Below are 17,887 nucleotides of genomic sequence, written 5' to 3'. Positions count from 1 at the left end.
CCTTGTAAAACTGGATGGTATCATAAGGCTGTGTAGGGGGAAAGGAGGAGTTACGATGAGATATTGCAAGATCGCAATGGTGGTCTGGCTGTCTTTAGTCTGTAATTACGCTGCTTTCGGATGTACCGTCGTGGTTGCCGGAAAGGACGCTACCGTGGACGGTTCCGTGATAGCCTCCCAGACCGCCGACGGATGGTACGATTCCGACATCAGATACGTTCCGGGAAAGAAACATGGCCCGGATGAATCTACGCCGATATACTTAAACCTTTTAGGGGAGGACGACAGAAAACCGGTCAAGATAGCCGAGATCCCCGAGGTTGAGAGGACATACGGATACTTCAGGACGGGCTACTCCAGCTACAACGAACACCAACTAGCCATAGCGGAGTCCACCATAGGGCAGAAGGACGAGCTCAAGGCCTTCTATCCCGATACGAAATCCGTAATGACGGTAGAACAGCTGTCCATACTGGCTCTTCAGAGAACTAGGACCGCTCGAGACGCCGTAAGGCTTATCGGCGAGATGGCCGAGAGATACGGTTTTCTGGGGTCCTGTGCCAACGAGGGGGAGTCCCTTGCCATAGCGGACACCGACGAGATATGGATATTGGAGATAATGAGCGTCGGATACGATTGGAGTCCCGATTCCGGCCGTCCCGGAGCCATCTGGGCGGCCAGGAGAGTGCCGGATGACCACGTAGCTGTCATAGCCAACGCCAGTAGGATAGGCGTAGTCGATCCCGACGACGCCGAACGTTTTATGGTCTCCGAAAACTACATGGATCCGGCGGTGAGCAACGGATGGTTCGATCCCGCCTCGGACGAGCCCTTCAACTGGACGGAGATATACTCCCCCGGCTACGGACCGTGGTCCCCGTCCTCAATGTGGGTGAGAAGCAGGCTTTTCTGCATCTATTCCGATCTGGTTCCCTCTACTCGTTGGGATCCTTACGGAGAGCTTCGATCGTATCCTTTCTCCTTTAAGCCGGAGAGGCCGATCTCTGTATCGGATGTATTCGATATTTTCCGTTCCAGATTGGACGATACCCCTTTTTCCATGGAGGACAACCAGGCCTGGCTTGTCCCAGGGGTAAACGGGGAGCTCGTAAAGAGCGAGTTGGCCACCCCTGTGCCCGATAGAGCTACCAGGTCTCTGTTGAATATACCCTATTCCAGACCTATAGCAGCCAGGACCTCCTACAGCTTCGTCGCTCAGAACAGAGGCTGGTTGCCCGATCCCGTCGGGGGGATTATGTGGTTCGGCATGGGATTGCCTCTTTTCTCCTGCTACGTTCCCATATACGCCGGAGTGACCGATACCGCCGACAGCTGGTGTACTTTCGAAGCCGATTTCTTCGATCCCGCCTCGGCCCGTTGGTGTGTCAGTCTGGCCAGCGACCTGGTAAACAGAAGATATCAGAGAGCTATAAAAGACCTGGTTTTGTTCAGAAACCCTCTGGAAAAGAGTTTTATGGGGTCTATTCCCCACGTCGATAAGGAGGCCATGGAACTTTACGAGAGATCTCCGGAAAGGTGTTCATCCTACCTGACGGAGCTTACCGTCGACAGGATGAAGGGAGTTCGAGACGGTTACTGGAGGTTGTGCCGGGAGCTCATCGCCAAGTACAACGGGAACAAGTTCTGGTGATGACGAGGGTTTTGCCGATCTTGGCATCGATCCTCTGGTTGTGCTGGACCTCTGCGGCCTTTGCCTTCGAAGAACCGACCTTGATAGAGGGGGTCGGACGGACCGTACACGTCCTCTGCCTTCCCGCCGCCCCTCCTTTTTTGGTGGAGGAGAAAGGGGCCCCTCCTTCCGGATTCTTCGTCGACCTCATGAAGGAGATCGCCTCGGTTGAAAATATGAGGATCAGTCTTCGGATCGGAAACTGGGAGGATCTTCGTCAATCGATGCACAGAAGCCGCATAGACGTCGTGCTGGGGACACCTCATCCTGTTCCCAGGGACGTGGAACCCTTTTCCTATATGCAAGTATACAACGTCGATCCTTCGGAGCTAGGCGGAACCAATCCCTTGAAATTGCCGACCCAGGGAATATCGGGCAAGGATGTCTGGGATATCTGTTTTTCCTTTCCCATAGCTGAGGAGCCCTATTCCTGTCTCGTTCGGAAAGAGGGAGGGGTGGAGTCCATAAGGGATCTCAGGGAAAAACCTTTGGTCGTCGAGAAGAACGGAGCAGGATTGGCGTTTCTGACCTCCGGTGGGCTCACATCGAGGGTGGTTTCGGTAAAGACCCTGGACGAGGCTGTCAGAATGGTTTCGTCCGGTCTCTATCCCGGAGCTCTGGTGGGAACCTATCAGGGGCTCTACCTTTGGAAGGAGATGGGGGTCCGCAATCTGGAGTACATCTCCCCTCCTGTGTTCACGTTGGAGAAGGGGATGGTCGTGACCAGAGGCGACTCTGAACTAGCCATAAGGTTGGGCAAGGCCTTCGAGACCCTCAGACAGAACGGTACATATCGAAGGCTGGTTGGCAAGTGGTTCGGAGGTTACGACGGACCTATCGTCGACAGGGATACCCTGATGAAGATAGGCGGCCTCTTTTTGGCTATACTGGCCACGATAGTCGGTTGGAACGTCATGCTCAAGAGAGAGGTCGTTCGGATCTCCGGCGAGAGGGAGAAGATCCTGGACTTTATAAGAGATGGGATAGTCGCCGTGGACAAAGACGGCAGGGTGTCCATGATCAACAAGGTCGCTCAGGAACTTTTGGCCGTTGGCCTGGAGGTGGTGGGAAAACCGGCCGAAGAGGTCGTTCCCGACGTCGATCTGGTCAAGGTACTGGAGACAGAGGAGCCCGTCTTTGACCTGGAGCAGAACTTGAGAGGAACTTTGGTGATAGGCAACAAGGCCCCCGTGGTGTACAGAGGCGTGGTATACGGAGCTATAGCCACTTTCAGGGATATGACGGAGATGCACGCTTTGGCGGAGGAGATAACCGGTGTCAGGATGTACGTAGAGTCCCTGAGGGTTCAGAACCACGAATTTCAGAACAAATTGCAGGCTATAGCGGGCTTGATCCAGATGGGAAGACACGAGAAGGCCATCGAGTTCATAACGTCCGAGACGAACCCGGAAAGCTCTACTACGTCCTTCATATCGGAGAACATAAAAAACCCCGCCGTAGGAGGAATCGTAATAGGAAAAGTAGGGAGATGCCGGGAGCTTGGCATAGAGATACGTATAGATCCGGACAGCTACTGTGGCGAATGCGTCGGCATAAGCGATCAGGCCATGGTGGTGATAATAGGCAACCTGCTGGAGAACGGCATGGAGGCGGTGCTTTCCTCGGGAGTCGATAATCCCAGAATCGATTTTGCCATATTCGACGAGTCCAACCGGATTATGATAAGCGTCGAGGACAACGGTGGTACACTCACTCACGATATAGAGTCCCGTATGTTCGACAAGGGCTTCTCCACCAAGACCAAGAGCCGTCCCTCAGGGTTCGGGCTCTACAACGTTAAAAAACTGGTGGACGCCATGGGCGGTGATCTCTCGGTAGATTATGTTTCGGGGGGATTCACCGAGTTTATAGTGACTTTACCTAACGGAGGTATCTGAGCATGGATTATATAGATGTCCTGGTAGTAGAGGACGATCCTATGGTAGCCGATATACATCAAAACTACGTCAACTCGGTGGATGGATTCCGAGTGGTCGGCATGGTGGACAACGGGCTCAAAGCCCTGGATTTCCTCCGAAAAAGACCGGTCCGTCTGGTTATATTGGATATATTTCTTCCCGGATTGGACGGTCTGGGGACGCTCGAGAGAATAAGGGAGAGTGGCAGCAATGTGGACGTCATCATAATCTCCGCTTCCAGGGATAAGGCTACGGTGAACAAAACCCTTCAGGCTGGCGCTTTCGACTATATAGTCAAGCCCTTCGCCTTCGATAGGATGAAGGCGGCCCTTCAGGCCTTCCGCCAGGTGGTTCATCGATTGACCGAGGGGCCCAACCAGGTGGACCAGCAGGACATAGACAATCTTCTGTTGGCGCGAAATAAGAAAAACGTGCAGACCGTGCTGCCCAAGGGGTTGAATCCCAATGTCCTGGAAAAGGTGGAAGCCTTGCTTACCAAGGTTGACAAGCCTCTTTCGTCGGTGGAAACCGCCGATGCCATAGGGGTCTCCAGGATAACGGCCAGAAGATATCTCGAGTATCTGGTCGCCTCCGATAAGGCTGTGATGGAGAGGGAGTACCAGGAGGTCGGAAGGCCTATAAACAAGTACGAGCTGATCCGATAGAGGTACTTCAAGGGCCTTTTTTCGTGAACAAAATAGTACAATTTCTGCCATAAATTTTTATTATTCTGTCCTTCCTCGCGGCTTTCCCGTACAATGATAGATAGGTCCAATGGCATCCTATTTTGGACGGTGCGGAGGGGTGTCGAGATCGAGACGTACCGGAGACATCTCGGTATGTAGTGTGCGAGGAGGGTGTTTTTTTATGAAGAAAGCTTTGGTAAAAAGCCTGCTTCTTGGTTTGGCCGGTACCTTTATGGCCTCTGCGGCCCTGGCCTGTTCTCCTATCGGAGCAGGTCGTAACGCCACCGTGGACGGTTCGGTAATTACCAGCCATACCTGCGATGGATGGTACGACAACAGGATTCAGATAATCCCTGGACAGACCTTCGAGGACGGTGCCACCACACCGGTCTACCAGGACGTCTGCCACGGGACCCAGCCCACCAGGCCTCTCAAGAAGGTTCTGGACATTCCCCAGGTCGAGAAGACCTATACCTATTTTCACATAGGCTATCCTTTCATGAACGAGCATCAGCTCGTTTTCGGCGAGGATACCTGGAGCGGTCGTGACGAGCTCTACGCAAAGGACGGCGCCTTCTGGATCGAGACCCTCGAGATCTTCGGACTTCAGAGGGCCAAGACCGCCAGAGAGGCGATCAAGGTCATGGGCGAGCTGGCCGAGAAATACGGCTACGGCGATGGAGGAGAGACCCTCATCATCGCCGATACCAAGGAGCTCTGGGTATTCGACATCTGTGGTCCCGGGATGCTCTGGAACAAGGATAGCGGCAAGCCCGGCGCAATCTGGGCCGCCCGCAGGGTTCCGGACGAGCACGTGGTCGTCTGCTCCAACCGCTCCCGTATCGGCGTCATCGACTTCGAGGATAAGGATAATTTCATGTATTCCTCCAACGTAACCGATCTGGCCAAGGAAATGGGTTGGTGGAAATCCGGCACCCCCTTCAACTTCTCCGAGGCTTACAACCCCAACCCCTACGGATCGGATCATTACCAGTCCATCCGCGAATGGAGGGCCTTCAGCCTCCTGGCTCCCTCGAAGAACTTCGAGCTTACCTCCCAGAAGAGTCACTATCCCTTCTCCGTGAAGCCCGACAAGAAGGTCGCGGTTAAGGATATCATGGCCGTGTTCAGGGATCACCTTGAGGGAACCGACTACGATCTCACCAAGGGCATGGCTGCCGGACCTTTCGGCAACCCCCATCGTTGGCCCACCCCCAAGGACGTCCGTCCCGAGGGCAAAAAGGATAAGGACTGGCCCAGAGCCATCTCCATGTTCCGCTGCTCCTACAGTTTCGTGTCCCAGAGCCGTGAGTGGCTTCCCGATCCCGTAGGTGGAGTGCTGTGGTTCGGACAGGACTCTCCTGACACCACGGTATACGTACCTCTCTACTGCGGCGTGACCAAGGTCCCTGCCGGTTGGAGCGAGGGCAAACGCCACGAGTTCGATCCCAACTCCGCCTGGTGGGCGTTCAACTTCATCAACAACTGGGCTCAGCTTCGCTGGGATTCTATGATCAAGGACGTCAACGCCGAACAGCAGAAGTGGGAGAAGGAGTTCTTCATGCAGCAGAACGCCGTAGAGAAGGAAGCCGTCGACCTTTACAAGAAGGATCCCAAGAAGGCCGTCGCCTACCTCACCGATTACACCTACGGCAACATGGAGAAGGTTCAGAACGCCATGTGGGGCCTTGCCTGGAAGCTGGTCGGAAAGTACTATGACGGCTATGTAATGACCCCCGAGGGGAAACAGCAGTCCGTAGGATACCCCACCTGGTGGCTTGAGGCCGTCGGTTTCGGCGAGGACTTCAAGGACTGATACTCGGTAACGTCGCGGGGATCGTCGGATGATCTCGGTCCCCGCTTAGATCCGACGTCCCCCCTCACTGCCTGATTTTGTTCGGGGAAGATGGCCAATTTGAACCAAATGAGGCAATAAAGAGGACATAAGTGTACTTTTTCTTGCGCTCTCCGCTCCGTCCACTATACTTTACAGCGATATACAACGTTGATGTCGAAGAGATACAATTTAGGGAGGTTGTGTTGACAATGAGAAAAACGTTTGTAGCCTTTTTGTTCGTCGCTCTGACCGTCGTTTTTGCCTCGGTTGCCTTTGCTGCGGATAAACCAGTTATCGAAGATCCTCTGATAGTCACCACCTGCGGACAGAGCCCCGGTGCCGTGATGGTGAAGATGTCCAGCATGCAGGCCGGATTCAAGGCGGAGCATAACAATAACCTTACCGCCGCCGACATAAAGGGCAAGGGATACAAGACCCTTATCGTCACCAGCGGTACCAGCATGAAGGGCATGGGCGCCGCCGGAACCAATGTCGACAAGGAGATCGCTCGAGTCCAGGAGCTCATGGAGGCGGCCAAGGCCGAGGGAATGTTGGTCATAGGAGCCCACGTCGAGGGGATGGCCCGTAGGACCGACCAGTCCGACCAGGCATCCATAGACGCGGTTCTCTCCAATGCCGACGCCGTTCTCGCAACGGTCGACAGCGACAGCGATGGTTACTTTACCAAATACGCCGAGGAGCACAATATCCCTATCATCAAAGTGAAGGACGCTCTCGGAATCGGACAGGGTCTGAAAAACTAGAGGAGACTCCGTACGGGGCCTTTACGGGCCCCTTTATTTTTGGAAGAGGAAAGGACGTAGCCGAGAATGACCATGTTCCATCACTCCATCGGAGTCCTGATAGTCATCGCGGTCGTCTTCGCTCTGGCGAAGAGGATGAAGGTGACCACCGAGCTCTCGATGTTCCTTGCCGCCCTTTTTGGAGCCCTGGCTCACATGATCCTGCCCAAAGGGGTGGACCCCCGTTCCTCCATTACTTTGGCGGAACTCCTGCGCCACGTCGTCGAAGGTGCCTTTACCTACTACGACGTATGTCTGATCTTCATGAGCGCCACATTCTTTATGGCCCTTTTCAAAGAGGCCGGAGGAGTGGCTTTCATAGTCCGCAAGATAGTTCGTTCCTTCGCCGGGCATCGTTTCGTCTGTCTGCTTCTGCTGACCGTCGTCATGCTCATCCCCGGTGCTATCACGGGGTCCGGTGCTACCACGGTCCTCACAGTCGGAGCCCTGGTGGGGTCTGTCCTGGCCGCCATGGGAGTTCCTGAGACCAGAAGAGTCGCCCTGGTGTTCATGCTGGCGGCCATGAGCGCTGCGGCTCCTCCGATCAACCTGTGGGCCATGATGGCCGCCGCCGGTGCCAACATGCCCTACGTTGGATTCGCCAAGCCTCTGCTGATACTGTCGGTGGCGGGAGCTCTTTTCTCCACCTTCTATCTCGCCGGCAAGGGCGATCCTGTCGATACGGAAAAGGCCCTTTCCGAACTGCCGGAGGCTCCCGAGGGATGGAACTGGTTCAAGGCCGCTCTTCCCTTCCTGACGTTGGTCGCTTTGGTCTTGGCCGGCAGGATCTGGCCCTACACCTTCCCCACCGTGGGATTGCCCCTTATCTTCATGATCTGTGCCGCCGTTACGATAATCCTCAGTCCTGTTAAGCTCAGGATCCTCGACGTAGCGACCGATACGGTTAAGAACCTTCTCGGTTTGGTTGGCATCATGGTGGTCGTCGGCTCTCTCATACAGGTGATGGCTCTCAGTGGAGCCAGAGGGTTGATATCCCTGGCGGTGGTGACCCTGCCCATGACGGTGCTTTTCGCTACTCTGTGGATAATCCTTCCTCTTTCCGAAGGGCTGGTTCAGTACGCGGTAGCACCTCTGATAGGGGTCCCTCTGATAATGCTCTTCAACATGAAGGGACTCGACCCGATAGTGTCTCTCTCCGCCTGGGCCGTCATGTGGCCTCTGGGAGACTGTCTGCCTCCGACAGCGGTGGTGGGAAGAGCTACCGTCATGGAGATGGATTACAAGGGGAGGTACTTCAGTGACTTCGTGAAGGCCTGCATAGTCCCGTCCCTCTTCGTAGCTTTGCTGTGTACTCTCTTCTTGATATACAGCAAGAAACTGGCTTTCCTGGGAGGTTAGATCGATGAGTCTCGTTACCCTCAACAACGGCGTGATGGCCCTTTACTACGCCATCAGCGTGTTTTTCCTGGTAGCAGTAATCAGGAATTTCGTAAAGACCAGGAGTCCCCAGGAGGCGATTCTCTACAGCATCATAATGATGCCCTTCGTCCTCCGGATTCTTCGGCTTAAATAAGGGAAGTGGACGGAATGAGCAATCTGAAGACAGTCAAGCTTGCCGCCGTTATAGCGGCCGGTGCTCTGGTGGCCCTGTCGGGTTCCATGTTCAGAGAGCATCGTCTTTTCAAGGAGCCTACCGTTGCTGGGCCCGGCGTCACGGAGGTAAAGAAACTCGGCGATTTCAGCCCGGTAGTGGCCGACACGGTGAACGATTGCAACGTGTACATACTGGATAGCGGGGTTCCGGGGGGAACTGCCTTTCTCATAGGAGGTACCCATCCGGAGGAGCCGGCCAGCAACTTGGCCGCTCAGGTGTTCGTAGAGAACGCTGTGGTGGAGCAGGGACGACTCATAGTGGTAACCAGGGCCAACACCAGCGCATCTCAGATCACCAGAAATGGCGAGGCCTATCCACGCTTTTACAGCGTCAAGACCCCCTGGGGAACGAAAACCTGGAGGATGGGGGATCGCTGCAGCAACGCACTGGACTCCTGGCCCGATCCCGAGGTCTACGTCCACTATCCCAGCGGTCAGAACCTGGCCTACATGGATGTAAGAAACCTCAACAGGACCTGGCCCGGTCGTCCCGATGGACTGATCACAGAGCGGACCAACTTCGCCATGATGGAGCTGATCCGCAACGAGAACGTCGATCTGGCCATGGACTATCACGAGGCCGAGCTGGAATACCCCGTGGAGAACACCATAGTTACCCATGAAAAGGGACAGGCAGTGGCAGCCATGACTTCCATGATGTTGAGCTCCGGTGTGTTTCCCGTCCCGATTGGTATGGAGTTCTCTCCGGCCGCCCTTCACGGACTCTCCCACAGGGAGATCGGGGATCACAGCCAGGCCATGTCTCTGCTGGCCGAGGTGGCGGAGCCCATGCTGGACCGAATCAGAGGCATAACCGACGAGGAACTGCTTATGACCGGTAGGGATCGTTTCGTCATGAAGGCCGGGGAGCACAGGCTTCTCTATGCTCCCATCGATGAGAACGGCTGGCATATCGATGTAAGGGTCGGCCGTCATGTTACGACCTTTATGACCATGCTTCAGGTCTTCAACCAGACGGCTCCAGACGGAGCGGTAGTGATCTCTGGTATCCCCTCCTACCAGGAGATCGTTGACAAAGGCGTCGGCGTATTTTTCCATGATCCGGAAGCTGCCCCGAAGGATAAGGTGTTTTACGATTAATCCAGTATAGGATTGAATTTCTAAGAGGTGCGACGTTACTCCGTCGTGCCTCTTTCTGTTTTCGATAGCCTTTTTTTGTCTGTTGCTGTCGATATTGCTATAATCGGTCGTATATTGAACGCGCCGTCTTTTAGGGAGGTGTCCGTATTTGAGCGAGATAATGACCATAGAGGAACTGGCTAAATATCTTAAGATCTCCAAGTCGAGCATGTATAAACTCTGCCAGGAGGGCAAGGTCCCGGGACACAAGGTGGGACGACACTGGCGCTTTCAGAGGGAGATCATAGATCGTTGGCTTGCTGAGCAATCGGCTTATCCTCGACTGGGGTCGGTGTCCATGAAGGAACTTCGAGCGATAGTGGACAGAGCCATAAGCATGAGAGACAGAGGAGATCCTCTTGAGGACGATATTCTGGGCAGGATCGTGGACGACGTGGTCGGAGGGGATGAACGATGAGCTCCGTCTCTGTGGACTGGAACCGTCTTGCTAAGGCGGCCTCAGAGGCATCGACCAGATCCTGGTCCCCCTACAGCGGGTTTCCCGTGGGAGCGGCCATCTTGATGGCCGATGGGGATATCCTGTCCGGTTGTAACGTGGAGAACTCCTCTTTCGGACTGACCAACTGTGCCGAACGTACCGCCGTTTTCTCCGCCGTGGCCTCCGGTTATCGTAGAGGGGACTTCGTGGCCTTGGCGGTATTTACCCCGGGAGAGAAGGCAAACTCTCCCTGCGGCGCCTGTCGTCAGGTCCTGGCCGAGTTCTTCGATCCGTCCTCCGAGGTTCGTGCCTTCTGCGACGGACCGGACGAGTTGCGGTGGACGGTGGAAGGACTGTTGCCCGATGGCTTCTCCCTTTAAAAAGATCACGAAAGAATATCCTAACGTCTCCCGTCTGGACAGTCTGTCTATAACGATCCTGGCGGAGGACACGGTCCTATATGAGTCGCCCTTTCTCGGACAGCATGGAATCTCTCTTTATGTTGAGACCTTGAGAGACGGGGTAGTGCGTAGGATCTTGGTGGACGTAGGTCAGAATCCTCTGGCTTTGGTAAACAACATGGAGGAACTGTCGATAGATCTGGACGATCTGGATGCAGTGGTACTGACCCATTGTCATTACGACCACACGAGAGGGATAGCTCAGCTTCTGGCCGCCTCCTCCTCCAGCGGCATCCCCGTGATCGCCCATCCCGACATATTCAGACCCCATTTCGTCGTCGATCCCGAGTGGAGGAACATAGGGATGTCCGAGGAGGATTCTGCGGAGCGTATAGAGGCTTCCGGAGGCAAGCTGATTCTCACATCCGATCCCATGGAGATATTTCCCGGGCTCTATGTTTCCGGAGAGGTTCCCAGATTGAACGAGGTGGAGCTTCCACCGACGGGGCTGCGCACCTCCAGAGGAGGCATGGCCGTACCCGATCGTATGGACGACGACATCTCTCTCTATGCACTGGTTGAAGGCGGCGGGATGACCGTGCTTACCGGCTGTGCCCACGCCGGTATAATAAACATTCTGGATATGGGAGCGGCCCTTTTCCCCGGCGAATCGCTGTGCGGCATAGTGGGAGGACTCCATCTTATAGAGGCCGAGCCGGAACGGATAGAGTGGACCGCCGGGGCCCTGGCAGAGAGGTCTCCCAGCTGGGTAGGAGCGGGGCATTGCACCGGTTTCGGAGGTCAGATGGCGCTGGCGGCCACACTAGAGGGTAAGTTCTTTCCCCTCAGGACCGGCATCTCCATACACGTCGATTCGGACGGAATGGAGATGGATTCGATAGTTCCGATTCTCTTCTAGCCTTACAGAAGTTAGAGTTTGCTACTCGACGGGAGAGGTCTCTGTGCTACAATGATAAGGAATTTTGATATCAATAGGAGGTCTTCTTATGTATGCTGTTGCAGCTCAAGGAGAGGGTTCGGAAGCTTTGGTGGCCGATCGTTTCGGTCGAGCCGCTTATTTCGTTATATTCGACGAAAAGGGATCTTACATCAAGTCCCTCAGGAACGACACCTCGTCAGTGGCTCACGGTGCCGGCGGTCAGGCTGTCGCCATGGTCGCGTCCGAAGGTGCCAAGATCGTCATAGGGCCCCAGTTCGGACCCAACGCGGAGTCCTCCATGAGGGCCGGTGGAATAACCGCTTTTTCCGCCTCCGGGGTCTCCGCTTCCGAGGCGGTAAGGCTGTGTATCGCCGGTGAGCTCAAAAGGTCGGTGTAGAACTTCCTTTTTCAAGAAAACAAAAGAGGGTCGAACCTTTTTTCAGGTTCGACCCTCTTCGTTATTTCGTCAGTTCCTTTATGTCTGACCAGATTTTCTGTATCGCAGGGGTCATCGGTTCTAAGGGTACCTCGGCGGAAGCCACCGCCTCGGGGATCTCCTTGGAGAAGGGGATCTCTCCCAGTATTGGGATACCCGTCTCCATGCAGACCTCTCTCACCCTGGGAGCTAAGGAGGTCACGTCCCATTTATTCAGGATGACCGCCGTAGGTACGTCCAGCTTGGTTGCTATCTGATGTAGCCGGAGCAGGTCGTGTATGCCCGATTCGGTCGGCTCAGTGACCGCTACCGCCAGAGAAGCTCCAGTCAAAGCAGCTATGGCAGGGCAGGCTATGCCGGGAGGTCCGTCCACCAAAACGAAGGGGCGTCCCTCTCTTTTCGCCGTTTCCTCCGCCGCTTTTTTGACGGTGGTGACCAGCATCCCGCTGTTTTCCCCTCCGGGATATAGCCTGGCGTAGACCAGTTTGCCCTTTTCCGTCTCTGCCTTATACCAATTTCCCTGGCGTCTTGGGACCATGGATATGGCCTGTACGGGACAGACCATAGTGCAGCCTGCGCAGCCCTCGCATTTGCCCTGTCTTATTTTGGCCTTGCCGTCCAACATGGCCACTGCGTCGAAACGACAGAAATCACGACATTTCCCGCATCCTATGCAGACCTCTTCGTCCACCTCTGCGCCGTCCATGCCCATGAAGGGGATTTCCTCCTGTTCCTTGGGAGGAATCAACAGCCACAGGTCCGGTGCGTCGACGTCTGCGTCGCAGAGCACGACCCCTTCCTGAGAGGCAAGAGAGGCAAGGGCGGCTGTTACCGAGGTTTTTCCGGTGCCGCCTTTGCCGCTTACTATGACTATCTCTTTCATAGTCCCGCCTCCTTCTTGACCGAATTCCAGAGGCGGTCCATTTGTTCTCTCCAGAGGGACGATCCTCTGTAGGGAGACTCTCCTAGTCCGTAGACCTGAGCTACCTGTCTGGAAAAGGGGATCCTGGCGAGGACCGGTACGTCGTGGCGACGACAGATCTCCTTGGGATCGCTTCCTCCTAGGTCGCTTCGGTTTACCACGACCCCTGCCGGACGCTTCAGATCCGACACTACCTCGAGGGCGAGTTCAAGGTCCGCCATTCCGAAGGGGGTCCCCTCGGTGACCAGCAACACATAGTCCGCCTGCTCGGTCGCCTCTACCATGGAGCAAGCCGTCCCGGGAGGGGAGTCCACTATTATGAGATCTCCCTCTTTCTTGGCCGTATCTATTACGGATTTTATGACCGGTACCGGGTTGGGACATCCCACGTCGAGTCTTCCCTCCAGGAATGCGAGGTCTCCCGCTTGATCCCTGGAGACCTTGCCTATGACGTGAGACCCTTCGGTTACCGCTCCATGAGGGCATACCATGGAACAAACGCCGCAGCCGTGACATAGTCCTTCGTTCAACCTGGGAAGGAGATCTCCGAACTGCACCAGGGCGTTGAACCGGCATTCCTTGGCGCATAGGCCGCATCTCTTGCACAGCTTTTCGTCGAAAACGGGCATTGGAAGGGACACAGAGTATATCTCCTTTGGAGCCATGCCCAAAAGCTTGCCTAGGTTGGGCTCCTCGACGTCGGCGTCCACCGCCACGACCTGCCCAGCGGCCAAGGCCAAGGAGGAGGCGATGCAACTCTTGCCGGTTCCTCCCTTTCCGCTGGCTACCGCCAATACGGTCATATCAGTGGTCGCAATCTCCGTGATCGTGAGAGCAGAGAGATCCGGTTCCCTTCAGTTCACCGTCGACGAGTTTGGCTATGGCCTGATCTATCGGACCGGTTATTCCGGTGATGACCTGAATTCCCTGGGATACCAGAATCTCCGACGCTCTGCTGCCCAGTCCTCCCGAGATGAGTACATCCGTACCGTTTTCCTTTAGCCACCTCGGAAGCACTCCGGGCTCGTGTTTGGGCGGCGTCTCCGTCTCCCTTTTCCCCTGAACTCCGTCCTTGATTTCTACGAATACGAACTCCGGTGCATGGCCGAAATGAGGGCATATAAGCCCATTTTCAACTGGAAAAGCTATCTTCATGGCGTCTATTCCTCCTCAAAAAAAATCCTGCTTATGATATTGATTATCATAAGCAGGATACGTCCATTCGGCTCGTATGTCAATCTTCCCTGTATCCCCGTCTCCTTCGGCATCTCCGTCCCATCCCCCGTCCTCGACCGGGAGGAAGGTCTTCTAATGAGACGCCTTCGTTGCGGCAGTCGTCGCATATGCCGCATATCCTGAAGGCCTGAGGAAGAAGGGTGAATTTGTCGCATAGAGTCAACTCTCTTATGGAGTCGACCAGGTCCTTCTCGTTCGGTATGGAGACCGATTTGCCGCAGTTTCGGCAGAAGGCGTGTATGGTGATATCCCCCTGGTTGAGGGTGACCCTGTTGAATCCCTCTCCTTGGTCTATCAGGCTTATGAACCCCAGTTTGGATAGCACCTCCACCGTTCTGTATATGGTGGCCATACCTATGGAAGGGTCCAGTTCCTGGACCGACGTAAGTATCTCCTGCATTCCCGGAGCGACGTCCTCTTTCTCTATCCGCTCCAGCACCGTCGCCACGATGAGATCCCTCTGTCTCGTCATGCGAAAGCCGCTTTCCTTGATGGCGGCCATTATCTCCTCTTTTTTAGCCTTGAACCTTTCCTCGTTCATCTGAGTCCCCCCGAAGCCCTGCTTTTCCCACCAGATTACCACCCTTTGAGCTTCAGGTCTACAGCTCTACGGGACGGAGTTCTCTTCCTTGATTTTCTATCCTGAATTCCCCGACGATGGACTGTATTTCCGCGGCACCGGAGGAGATTTCCTGCGAGTCTTCTGCGAAACCTCGAGATGCTTTGGCTGTTTCAACGACGGAGTTTTTGATGGTCTCGAACGCCTCAACCATTTCCACCGTTCCTTTGGTTATCATGTCTATGGATGATGCCATCTCCTGAGAAGAGGCGGCCTGTTCCTCCGCCGTAGTGGCTACAGATCTGACTACCTCTTGCAGCGATTCCGCAACGGACAGCATCTCTTCCATGTCTTCTCTGGTTTTTTCTGTGACTCCTAGGGTTTCCTGTACTAGGTCGTTCGATCTGTTCATAGCCTGTTCTGCTTCAGACGAATGTTCTTTCAGCTCCGCTATAACCCGTCCTACCTCCTGAGCCGCTTGATTGGATTCCTCTGCCAGCTTTCTTACTTCCTCCGCCACGACGGCAAAACCCTTTCCTGCATCTCCCGCTCTTGCCGCTTCAATGGCCGCGTTAAGGGCCAACAGATTAGTCTGATCGGCTATGGAGGCGATGGTCTCCACGAAACCGGATATTCCTGTTACCGAATGTCCAACGGATTCCATCGTCTTGGTTATCAGTTTTGAATGTTCTCCTAGTTGGGTCATCCTATCGGAGACTTCTTTCATCGAATTCATCGCTTCCCTACTTCTATGACCGGTTTCTTCCGCTGCTTCCAGTCCCTTTGCCGCCGAAGAGGCACTGTTGGTAGCTCCTCCTGCTACTTCCTCTATCCCGGCGTTCGCCTCTTCCAGACCGGCCGAGTTGCTCTCTGCCAGTTCGGTGGAACGGTCGACCGATGTCTCTATCTCGGTTATCGATGCTGCCGTCTCCTCCGACAGGGCCGCCATATTTTCCGACATATCGGCGAATCTGTCGGCCTTTTCTTTTAAATGCATAAAACTTTGCGAAATCGCTTTCCCCATCGACTCCAGGGCGACGTTTATTCTTGCCAGTTCGTCTTTGCTATCGGTCCTGAAGTCTACAGTTAGATCTTTGTCGCTGAATTTTTCTATGAGTTTTATTTTCTCGGATATGGATTTCAGTATACTTGACGTTATTAGCCAGGCCGAGACGATGCCGAACAAAACCGAGGCTATGGCGATCGACATAAAAATTCTAGCCGTGACTTTTTCGGCGAAAGCGGTCGCATCTTTTTCGTCGGCACGAAGGCCTTCCGCTAATTTCACGAACGATCTTGCGTTTTCCAGTAGAATAGGTGTCTGGGCGCTGGCTTTTTCCCAGCTTTTTCGATACAAATCGAGAGCTTCTTTATACGCATTCGAAGCGGATATTATGCCTTCTGTAAGCTTCTTTATCTCTTGATCTGGAGAGCTTTCTCCCAATATCTTAGCCTGCCCTACAAGGTTTTCCAAAGAAGAGACGGCGTTTTTGTAGAATTCTTCGTCTTCTCTTAGGATAAAGTTCTTTTCCTCCCTTCTTGCCTGTAGGACTAGTTTTATGAGTCTGTTGGCTATATCGGCCCTGTCGTTCCCCTCCGAAAGCATGTCAGCTGTGAAGAGTATGTCCTCTCCGAAAAGAGCGTCTTCTTTGCGAAACTCTTCCATAATCTGCTCAGTCATTTCTTTTTGTATTCTTCGGATTTCCTCTGCAAAATTAAGTGCGTTTCTAGCCGATTCTTCCATTTTAATCTGAGAGTTCGTCTTTTCATCTATAGCCTCTATCAAGGAAAAGATGCTTTTCTCGTAATGCTGTAAAATGACCTCGGCTTTTCCCAGATTTGTTTTTTTATTTTCATCGAGAAAAAGTTCCTTGCTGAGGGATATCTGCTTTTTTATGTTTGAGATCTCCTCGGACACCGCTTCACGAGAGGCGGCATCTTGGCGTATGATATAGTTTTTCTCGTTTACCCTAACCTGTCGTGCCATCTTCACCAGACGGTTCATGTCGTCGGCTAGTTTTACCCTTCGAGCTATTTTTGCCATGCCATCTATGCCTACGGTTGATACCGATATCATGGCCGATATGAGAAATCCGAAGGCGATCACCAGTTTGGTCCTTATCGTTATTCTGCTCAATAACTTCATTTTTAACATCTCCTTTCTTTTCGTAGATGTAGGGGTTCTTGAATGAACAAAAATAAATATTCTAATTCAACGATAGGGCCTATTTGAGGGTAAAGTCAAGTGTGTTTTTTTCGTATCCGTTAGTTCGATTATTCGGAATTGGAGGAGATTCTTTGCTGTATAGAAAATGGTCCGCCGATCTGAGGCGCAGGTTTGGTGACCGTGTCCAGAAAATAAGCCTGGACATCGGTTCCGGTTGCCCCAACAGGAACGGTCTAGGGGAGGGGGGCTGTGTCTTTTGCGATTCGTCCGGGGGGGGGAACGGGGCCTGGATGAGAGGAGAAAGTCTGGAACTCCAGGTTCGAAAAGGCATGAAGTCAGCCGTAGAGCACTACAAGGCTAAAGGTTGCATCCTTTACTTTCAAAGTTATTCATCCACCTACGGTCCTCTGTACAGGTTGAAGGAGGCGGTCGAAAGAGCCCGAGCCGAGGCCTCTCGTCATCTTCCGGTTTGGGGATTGGCAGTGGGAACCAGGCCAGATCTCGTCTCGGACGAGGTCGTCTCCTATCTTTCCTCTCTCTGTAGATCGGATTTCGAGGTATGGTTGGAACTGGGGGTGCAGACCACCGACGAGGACGGCCTGAGATGGTTGAGAAGAGGGCACGATCTGGCCTGTGTCGAAGATACTCTGAACAGGTGTCTAGGAGAGCCTTTTTCAGTGTCGGCACACCTGATAGCAGGTATCCCCGGTGAACGGGACGATCAGCTTCTCCGTTCGGCAAGGTGGCTTTTGGACCGTGGCGTCACCGGCCTCAAGTTTCATCCTCTCTACGTCCTGAGGGATACACCCTTGGAGGTCCTTTATATGAGCGGACGGTTCGAGCCCCTGTCGATGGATCTATACGTCTCGAAGGTCGCCGAAGTTCTGGTCCTGGAGGGCAGTCGCTTTGTGGTCCAGAGGCTTACCGCCGACGTATGGGGCGGACGTCTGGTGGCCCCCTCTTGGCTGGCCGACAAGAACGGGGTTATGGCGGCCATAGACGAGAAGGTGAGGTCGAGGCTTGGGGAATAGCGCCTCTATGTGTCATAATCTTAGAACCTGGGTTTTTCTCCCTTTATCTCGGTGGAGATGTCCGGGG

Annotated in this window: 18 protein-coding genes; 13 read left to right on the top strand and 5 right to left on the bottom strand. The window is 54.1% G+C overall.

Going from position 1 to position 17,887, the window contains the following annotated elements:
• The first annotated feature begins 55 nt into the window (after positions 1-55).
• From L2W58_RS07680 to L2W58_RS07625, 12 genes are all read left to right on the top strand, one after another.
• Positions 56-1,651, top strand: coding sequence for a dipeptidase (locus L2W58_RS07680; protein ID WP_236102763.1), 1,596 nt, complete (start codon positions 56-58; stop codon positions 1,649-1,651).
• The gene (locus L2W58_RS07675) at positions 1,651-3,588 is read left to right on the top strand and encodes an ATP-binding protein (RefSeq protein ID WP_236102762.1); all 1,938 of its coding nucleotides are present in this window, start codon (positions 1,651-1,653) and stop codon (positions 3,586-3,588) included. Before L2W58_RS07680 ends, L2W58_RS07675 begins: the two co-directional genes overlap by 1 nt.
• Positions 3,589-3,590: 2 nt before the next feature.
• Positions 3,591-4,274, top strand: coding sequence for a response regulator (locus L2W58_RS07670; protein ID WP_236102761.1), 684 nt, complete (start codon positions 3,591-3,593; stop codon positions 4,272-4,274).
• A 202-nt stretch (positions 4,275-4,476) separates the two neighbouring features.
• A complete protein-coding gene (locus L2W58_RS07665; RefSeq protein ID WP_236102760.1) occupies positions 4,477-6,111 on the top strand; it encodes a dipeptidase in 1,635 nt (544 codons plus the stop codon).
• A gap of 230 nt (positions 6,112-6,341) precedes the next feature.
• Positions 6,342-6,896, top strand: a complete 555-nt coding sequence (locus L2W58_RS07660; RefSeq protein WP_236099480.1) for a DUF6305 family protein — start codon at positions 6,342-6,344, stop codon at positions 6,894-6,896.
• Between the two features lie 66 nt (positions 6,897-6,962).
• Positions 6,963-8,294, top strand: coding sequence for a TRAP transporter large permease subunit (locus L2W58_RS07655; RefSeq protein ID WP_236102759.1), 1,332 nt, complete (start codon positions 6,963-6,965; stop codon positions 8,292-8,294).
• Positions 8,295-8,298: 4 nt separating this feature from the next.
• Positions 8,299-8,469 (top strand): hypothetical protein, encoded by a 171-nt coding sequence (locus tag L2W58_RS07650; RefSeq protein WP_005660822.1) that lies wholly within the window; start codon positions 8,299-8,301, stop codon positions 8,467-8,469.
• A gap of 14 nt (positions 8,470-8,483) precedes the next feature.
• Positions 8,484-9,650, top strand: a complete 1,167-nt coding sequence (locus L2W58_RS07645) for a succinylglutamate desuccinylase (protein WP_236102758.1) — start codon at positions 8,484-8,486, stop codon at positions 9,648-9,650.
• Between the two features lie 148 nt (positions 9,651-9,798).
• Entirely contained in the window at positions 9,799-10,107 is a 309-nt protein-coding gene (locus L2W58_RS07640) for a helix-turn-helix domain-containing protein (protein ID WP_005660825.1), read from the top strand.
• Positions 10,104-10,508 carry a cytidine deaminase gene (locus L2W58_RS07635; RefSeq protein ID WP_236102757.1) on the top strand — a complete coding sequence of 135 codons (405 nt, stop codon included), beginning with the start codon at positions 10,104-10,106 and terminating at the stop codon, positions 10,506-10,508. The genes L2W58_RS07640 and L2W58_RS07635 overlap by 4 nt, the downstream gene beginning before the upstream one ends.
• Positions 10,492-11,448, top strand: a complete 957-nt coding sequence (locus L2W58_RS07630; RefSeq protein ID WP_236102756.1) for an MBL fold metallo-hydrolase — start codon at positions 10,492-10,494, stop codon at positions 11,446-11,448. Before L2W58_RS07635 ends, L2W58_RS07630 begins: the two co-directional genes overlap by 17 nt.
• An 88-nt stretch (positions 11,449-11,536) precedes the next feature.
• On the top strand, positions 11,537-11,866 hold the full coding sequence (locus L2W58_RS07625; protein ID WP_236102755.1) for a NifB/NifX family molybdenum-iron cluster-binding protein: 330 nt from the start codon (positions 11,537-11,539) through the stop codon (positions 11,864-11,866).
• A 61-nt stretch (positions 11,867-11,927) separates the two neighbouring features.
• Here the strand turns inward: L2W58_RS07625 and L2W58_RS07620 are convergent, their stop codons facing one another.
• The 5 genes from L2W58_RS07620 to L2W58_RS07600 all read right to left on the bottom strand — a co-directional run bounded on the left by L2W58_RS07620 (position 11,928) and on the right by L2W58_RS07600 (position 16,768).
• On the bottom strand, positions 11,928-12,788 hold the full coding sequence (locus L2W58_RS07620) for an ATP-binding protein (RefSeq protein WP_236102754.1): 861 nt from the start codon (positions 12,786-12,788) through the stop codon (positions 11,928-11,930).
• Positions 12,785-13,630 (bottom strand): ATP-binding protein, encoded by an 846-nt coding sequence (locus L2W58_RS07615; protein ID WP_236102753.1) that lies wholly within the window; start codon positions 13,628-13,630, stop codon positions 12,785-12,787. The genes L2W58_RS07620 and L2W58_RS07615 overlap by 4 nt, the downstream gene beginning before the upstream one ends.
• 1 nt (position 13,631) lies before the next feature.
• The gene (locus L2W58_RS07610) at positions 13,632-13,982 is read right to left on the bottom strand and encodes a NifB/NifX family molybdenum-iron cluster-binding protein (protein ID WP_236102752.1); all 351 of its coding nucleotides are present in this window, start codon (positions 13,980-13,982) and stop codon (positions 13,632-13,634) included.
• 79 nt (positions 13,983-14,061) lie between these two features.
• Complete coding sequence (locus L2W58_RS07605) at positions 14,062-14,604, bottom strand: Fur family transcriptional regulator (protein WP_236102751.1); 543 nt, start codon at positions 14,602-14,604, stop codon at positions 14,062-14,064.
• Positions 14,605-14,662: 58 nt separating this feature from the next.
• The gene (locus tag L2W58_RS07600) at positions 14,663-16,768 is read right to left on the bottom strand and encodes a HAMP domain-containing methyl-accepting chemotaxis protein (RefSeq protein WP_236102750.1); all 2,106 of its coding nucleotides are present in this window, start codon (positions 16,766-16,768) and stop codon (positions 14,663-14,665) included.
• 152 nt (positions 16,769-16,920) lie between these two features.
• Here L2W58_RS07600 and mnmL point away from each other — a divergent pair, with 152 nt between their 5' ends.
• On the top strand, positions 16,921-17,820 hold the full coding sequence (gene mnmL / locus L2W58_RS07595) for a tRNA modification radical SAM protein MnmL/YtqA (RefSeq protein WP_236102749.1): 900 nt from the start codon (positions 16,921-16,923) through the stop codon (positions 17,818-17,820).
• Positions 17,821-17,887 lie beyond the last annotated feature (67 nt).

The sequence above is a fragment of the Dethiosulfovibrio faecalis genome, assembly GCF_021568795.1.
GTDB classification, from domain to species: domain Bacteria; phylum Synergistota; class Synergistia; order Synergistales; family Dethiosulfovibrionaceae; genus Dethiosulfovibrio; species Dethiosulfovibrio faecalis.
Note: the sequence above shows the minus strand (reverse complement) of the source record. Positions and strands in the feature narration are given on the sequence as shown.

Bases quoted from the DNA above. Each gene is read 5' to 3' on its own strand.
- L2W58_RS07680 (WP_236102763.1), top strand. From the start codon at position 56: ATGAGATATTGCAAGATCGCAATGGTGGTCTGGCTGTCTTTAGTCTGT.
- L2W58_RS07675 (WP_236102762.1), top strand. From the start codon at position 1,651: ATGACGAGGGTTTTGCCGATCTTGGCATCGATCCTCTGGTTGTGCTGG.
- L2W58_RS07670 (WP_236102761.1), top strand. From the start codon at position 3,591: ATGGATTATATAGATGTCCTGGTAGTAGAGGACGATCCTATGGTAGCC.
- L2W58_RS07665 (WP_236102760.1), top strand. From the start codon at position 4,477: ATGAAGAAAGCTTTGGTAAAAAGCCTGCTTCTTGGTTTGGCCGGTACC.
- L2W58_RS07660 (WP_236099480.1), top strand. From the start codon at position 6,342: ATGAGAAAAACGTTTGTAGCCTTTTTGTTCGTCGCTCTGACCGTCGTT.
- L2W58_RS07655 (WP_236102759.1), top strand. From the start codon at position 6,963: ATGACCATGTTCCATCACTCCATCGGAGTCCTGATAGTCATCGCGGTC.
- L2W58_RS07650 (WP_005660822.1), top strand. From the start codon at position 8,299: ATGAGTCTCGTTACCCTCAACAACGGCGTGATGGCCCTTTACTACGCC.
- L2W58_RS07645 (WP_236102758.1), top strand. From the start codon at position 8,484: ATGAGCAATCTGAAGACAGTCAAGCTTGCCGCCGTTATAGCGGCCGGT.
- L2W58_RS07635 (WP_236102757.1), top strand. From the start codon at position 10,104: ATGAGCTCCGTCTCTGTGGACTGGAACCGTCTTGCTAAGGCGGCCTCA.
- L2W58_RS07630 (WP_236102756.1), top strand. From the start codon at position 10,492: ATGGCTTCTCCCTTTAAAAAGATCACGAAAGAATATCCTAACGTCTCC.
- L2W58_RS07625 (WP_236102755.1), top strand. From the start codon at position 11,537: ATGTATGCTGTTGCAGCTCAAGGAGAGGGTTCGGAAGCTTTGGTGGCC.
- L2W58_RS07620 (WP_236102754.1), bottom strand. From the start codon at position 12,788: ATGAAAGAGATAGTCATAGTAAGCGGCAAAGGCGGCACCGGAAAAACC.
- L2W58_RS07615 (WP_236102753.1), bottom strand. From the start codon at position 13,630: ATGACCGTATTGGCGGTAGCCAGCGGAAAGGGAGGAACCGGCAAGAGT.
- L2W58_RS07610 (WP_236102752.1), bottom strand. From the start codon at position 13,982: ATGAAGATAGCTTTTCCAGTTGAAAATGGGCTTATATGCCCTCATTTC.
- L2W58_RS07605 (WP_236102751.1), bottom strand. From the start codon at position 14,604: ATGAACGAGGAAAGGTTCAAGGCTAAAAAAGAGGAGATAATGGCCGCC.
- L2W58_RS07600 (WP_236102750.1), bottom strand. From the start codon at position 16,768: ATGAAGTTATTGAGCAGAATAACGATAAGGACCAAACTGGTGATCGCC.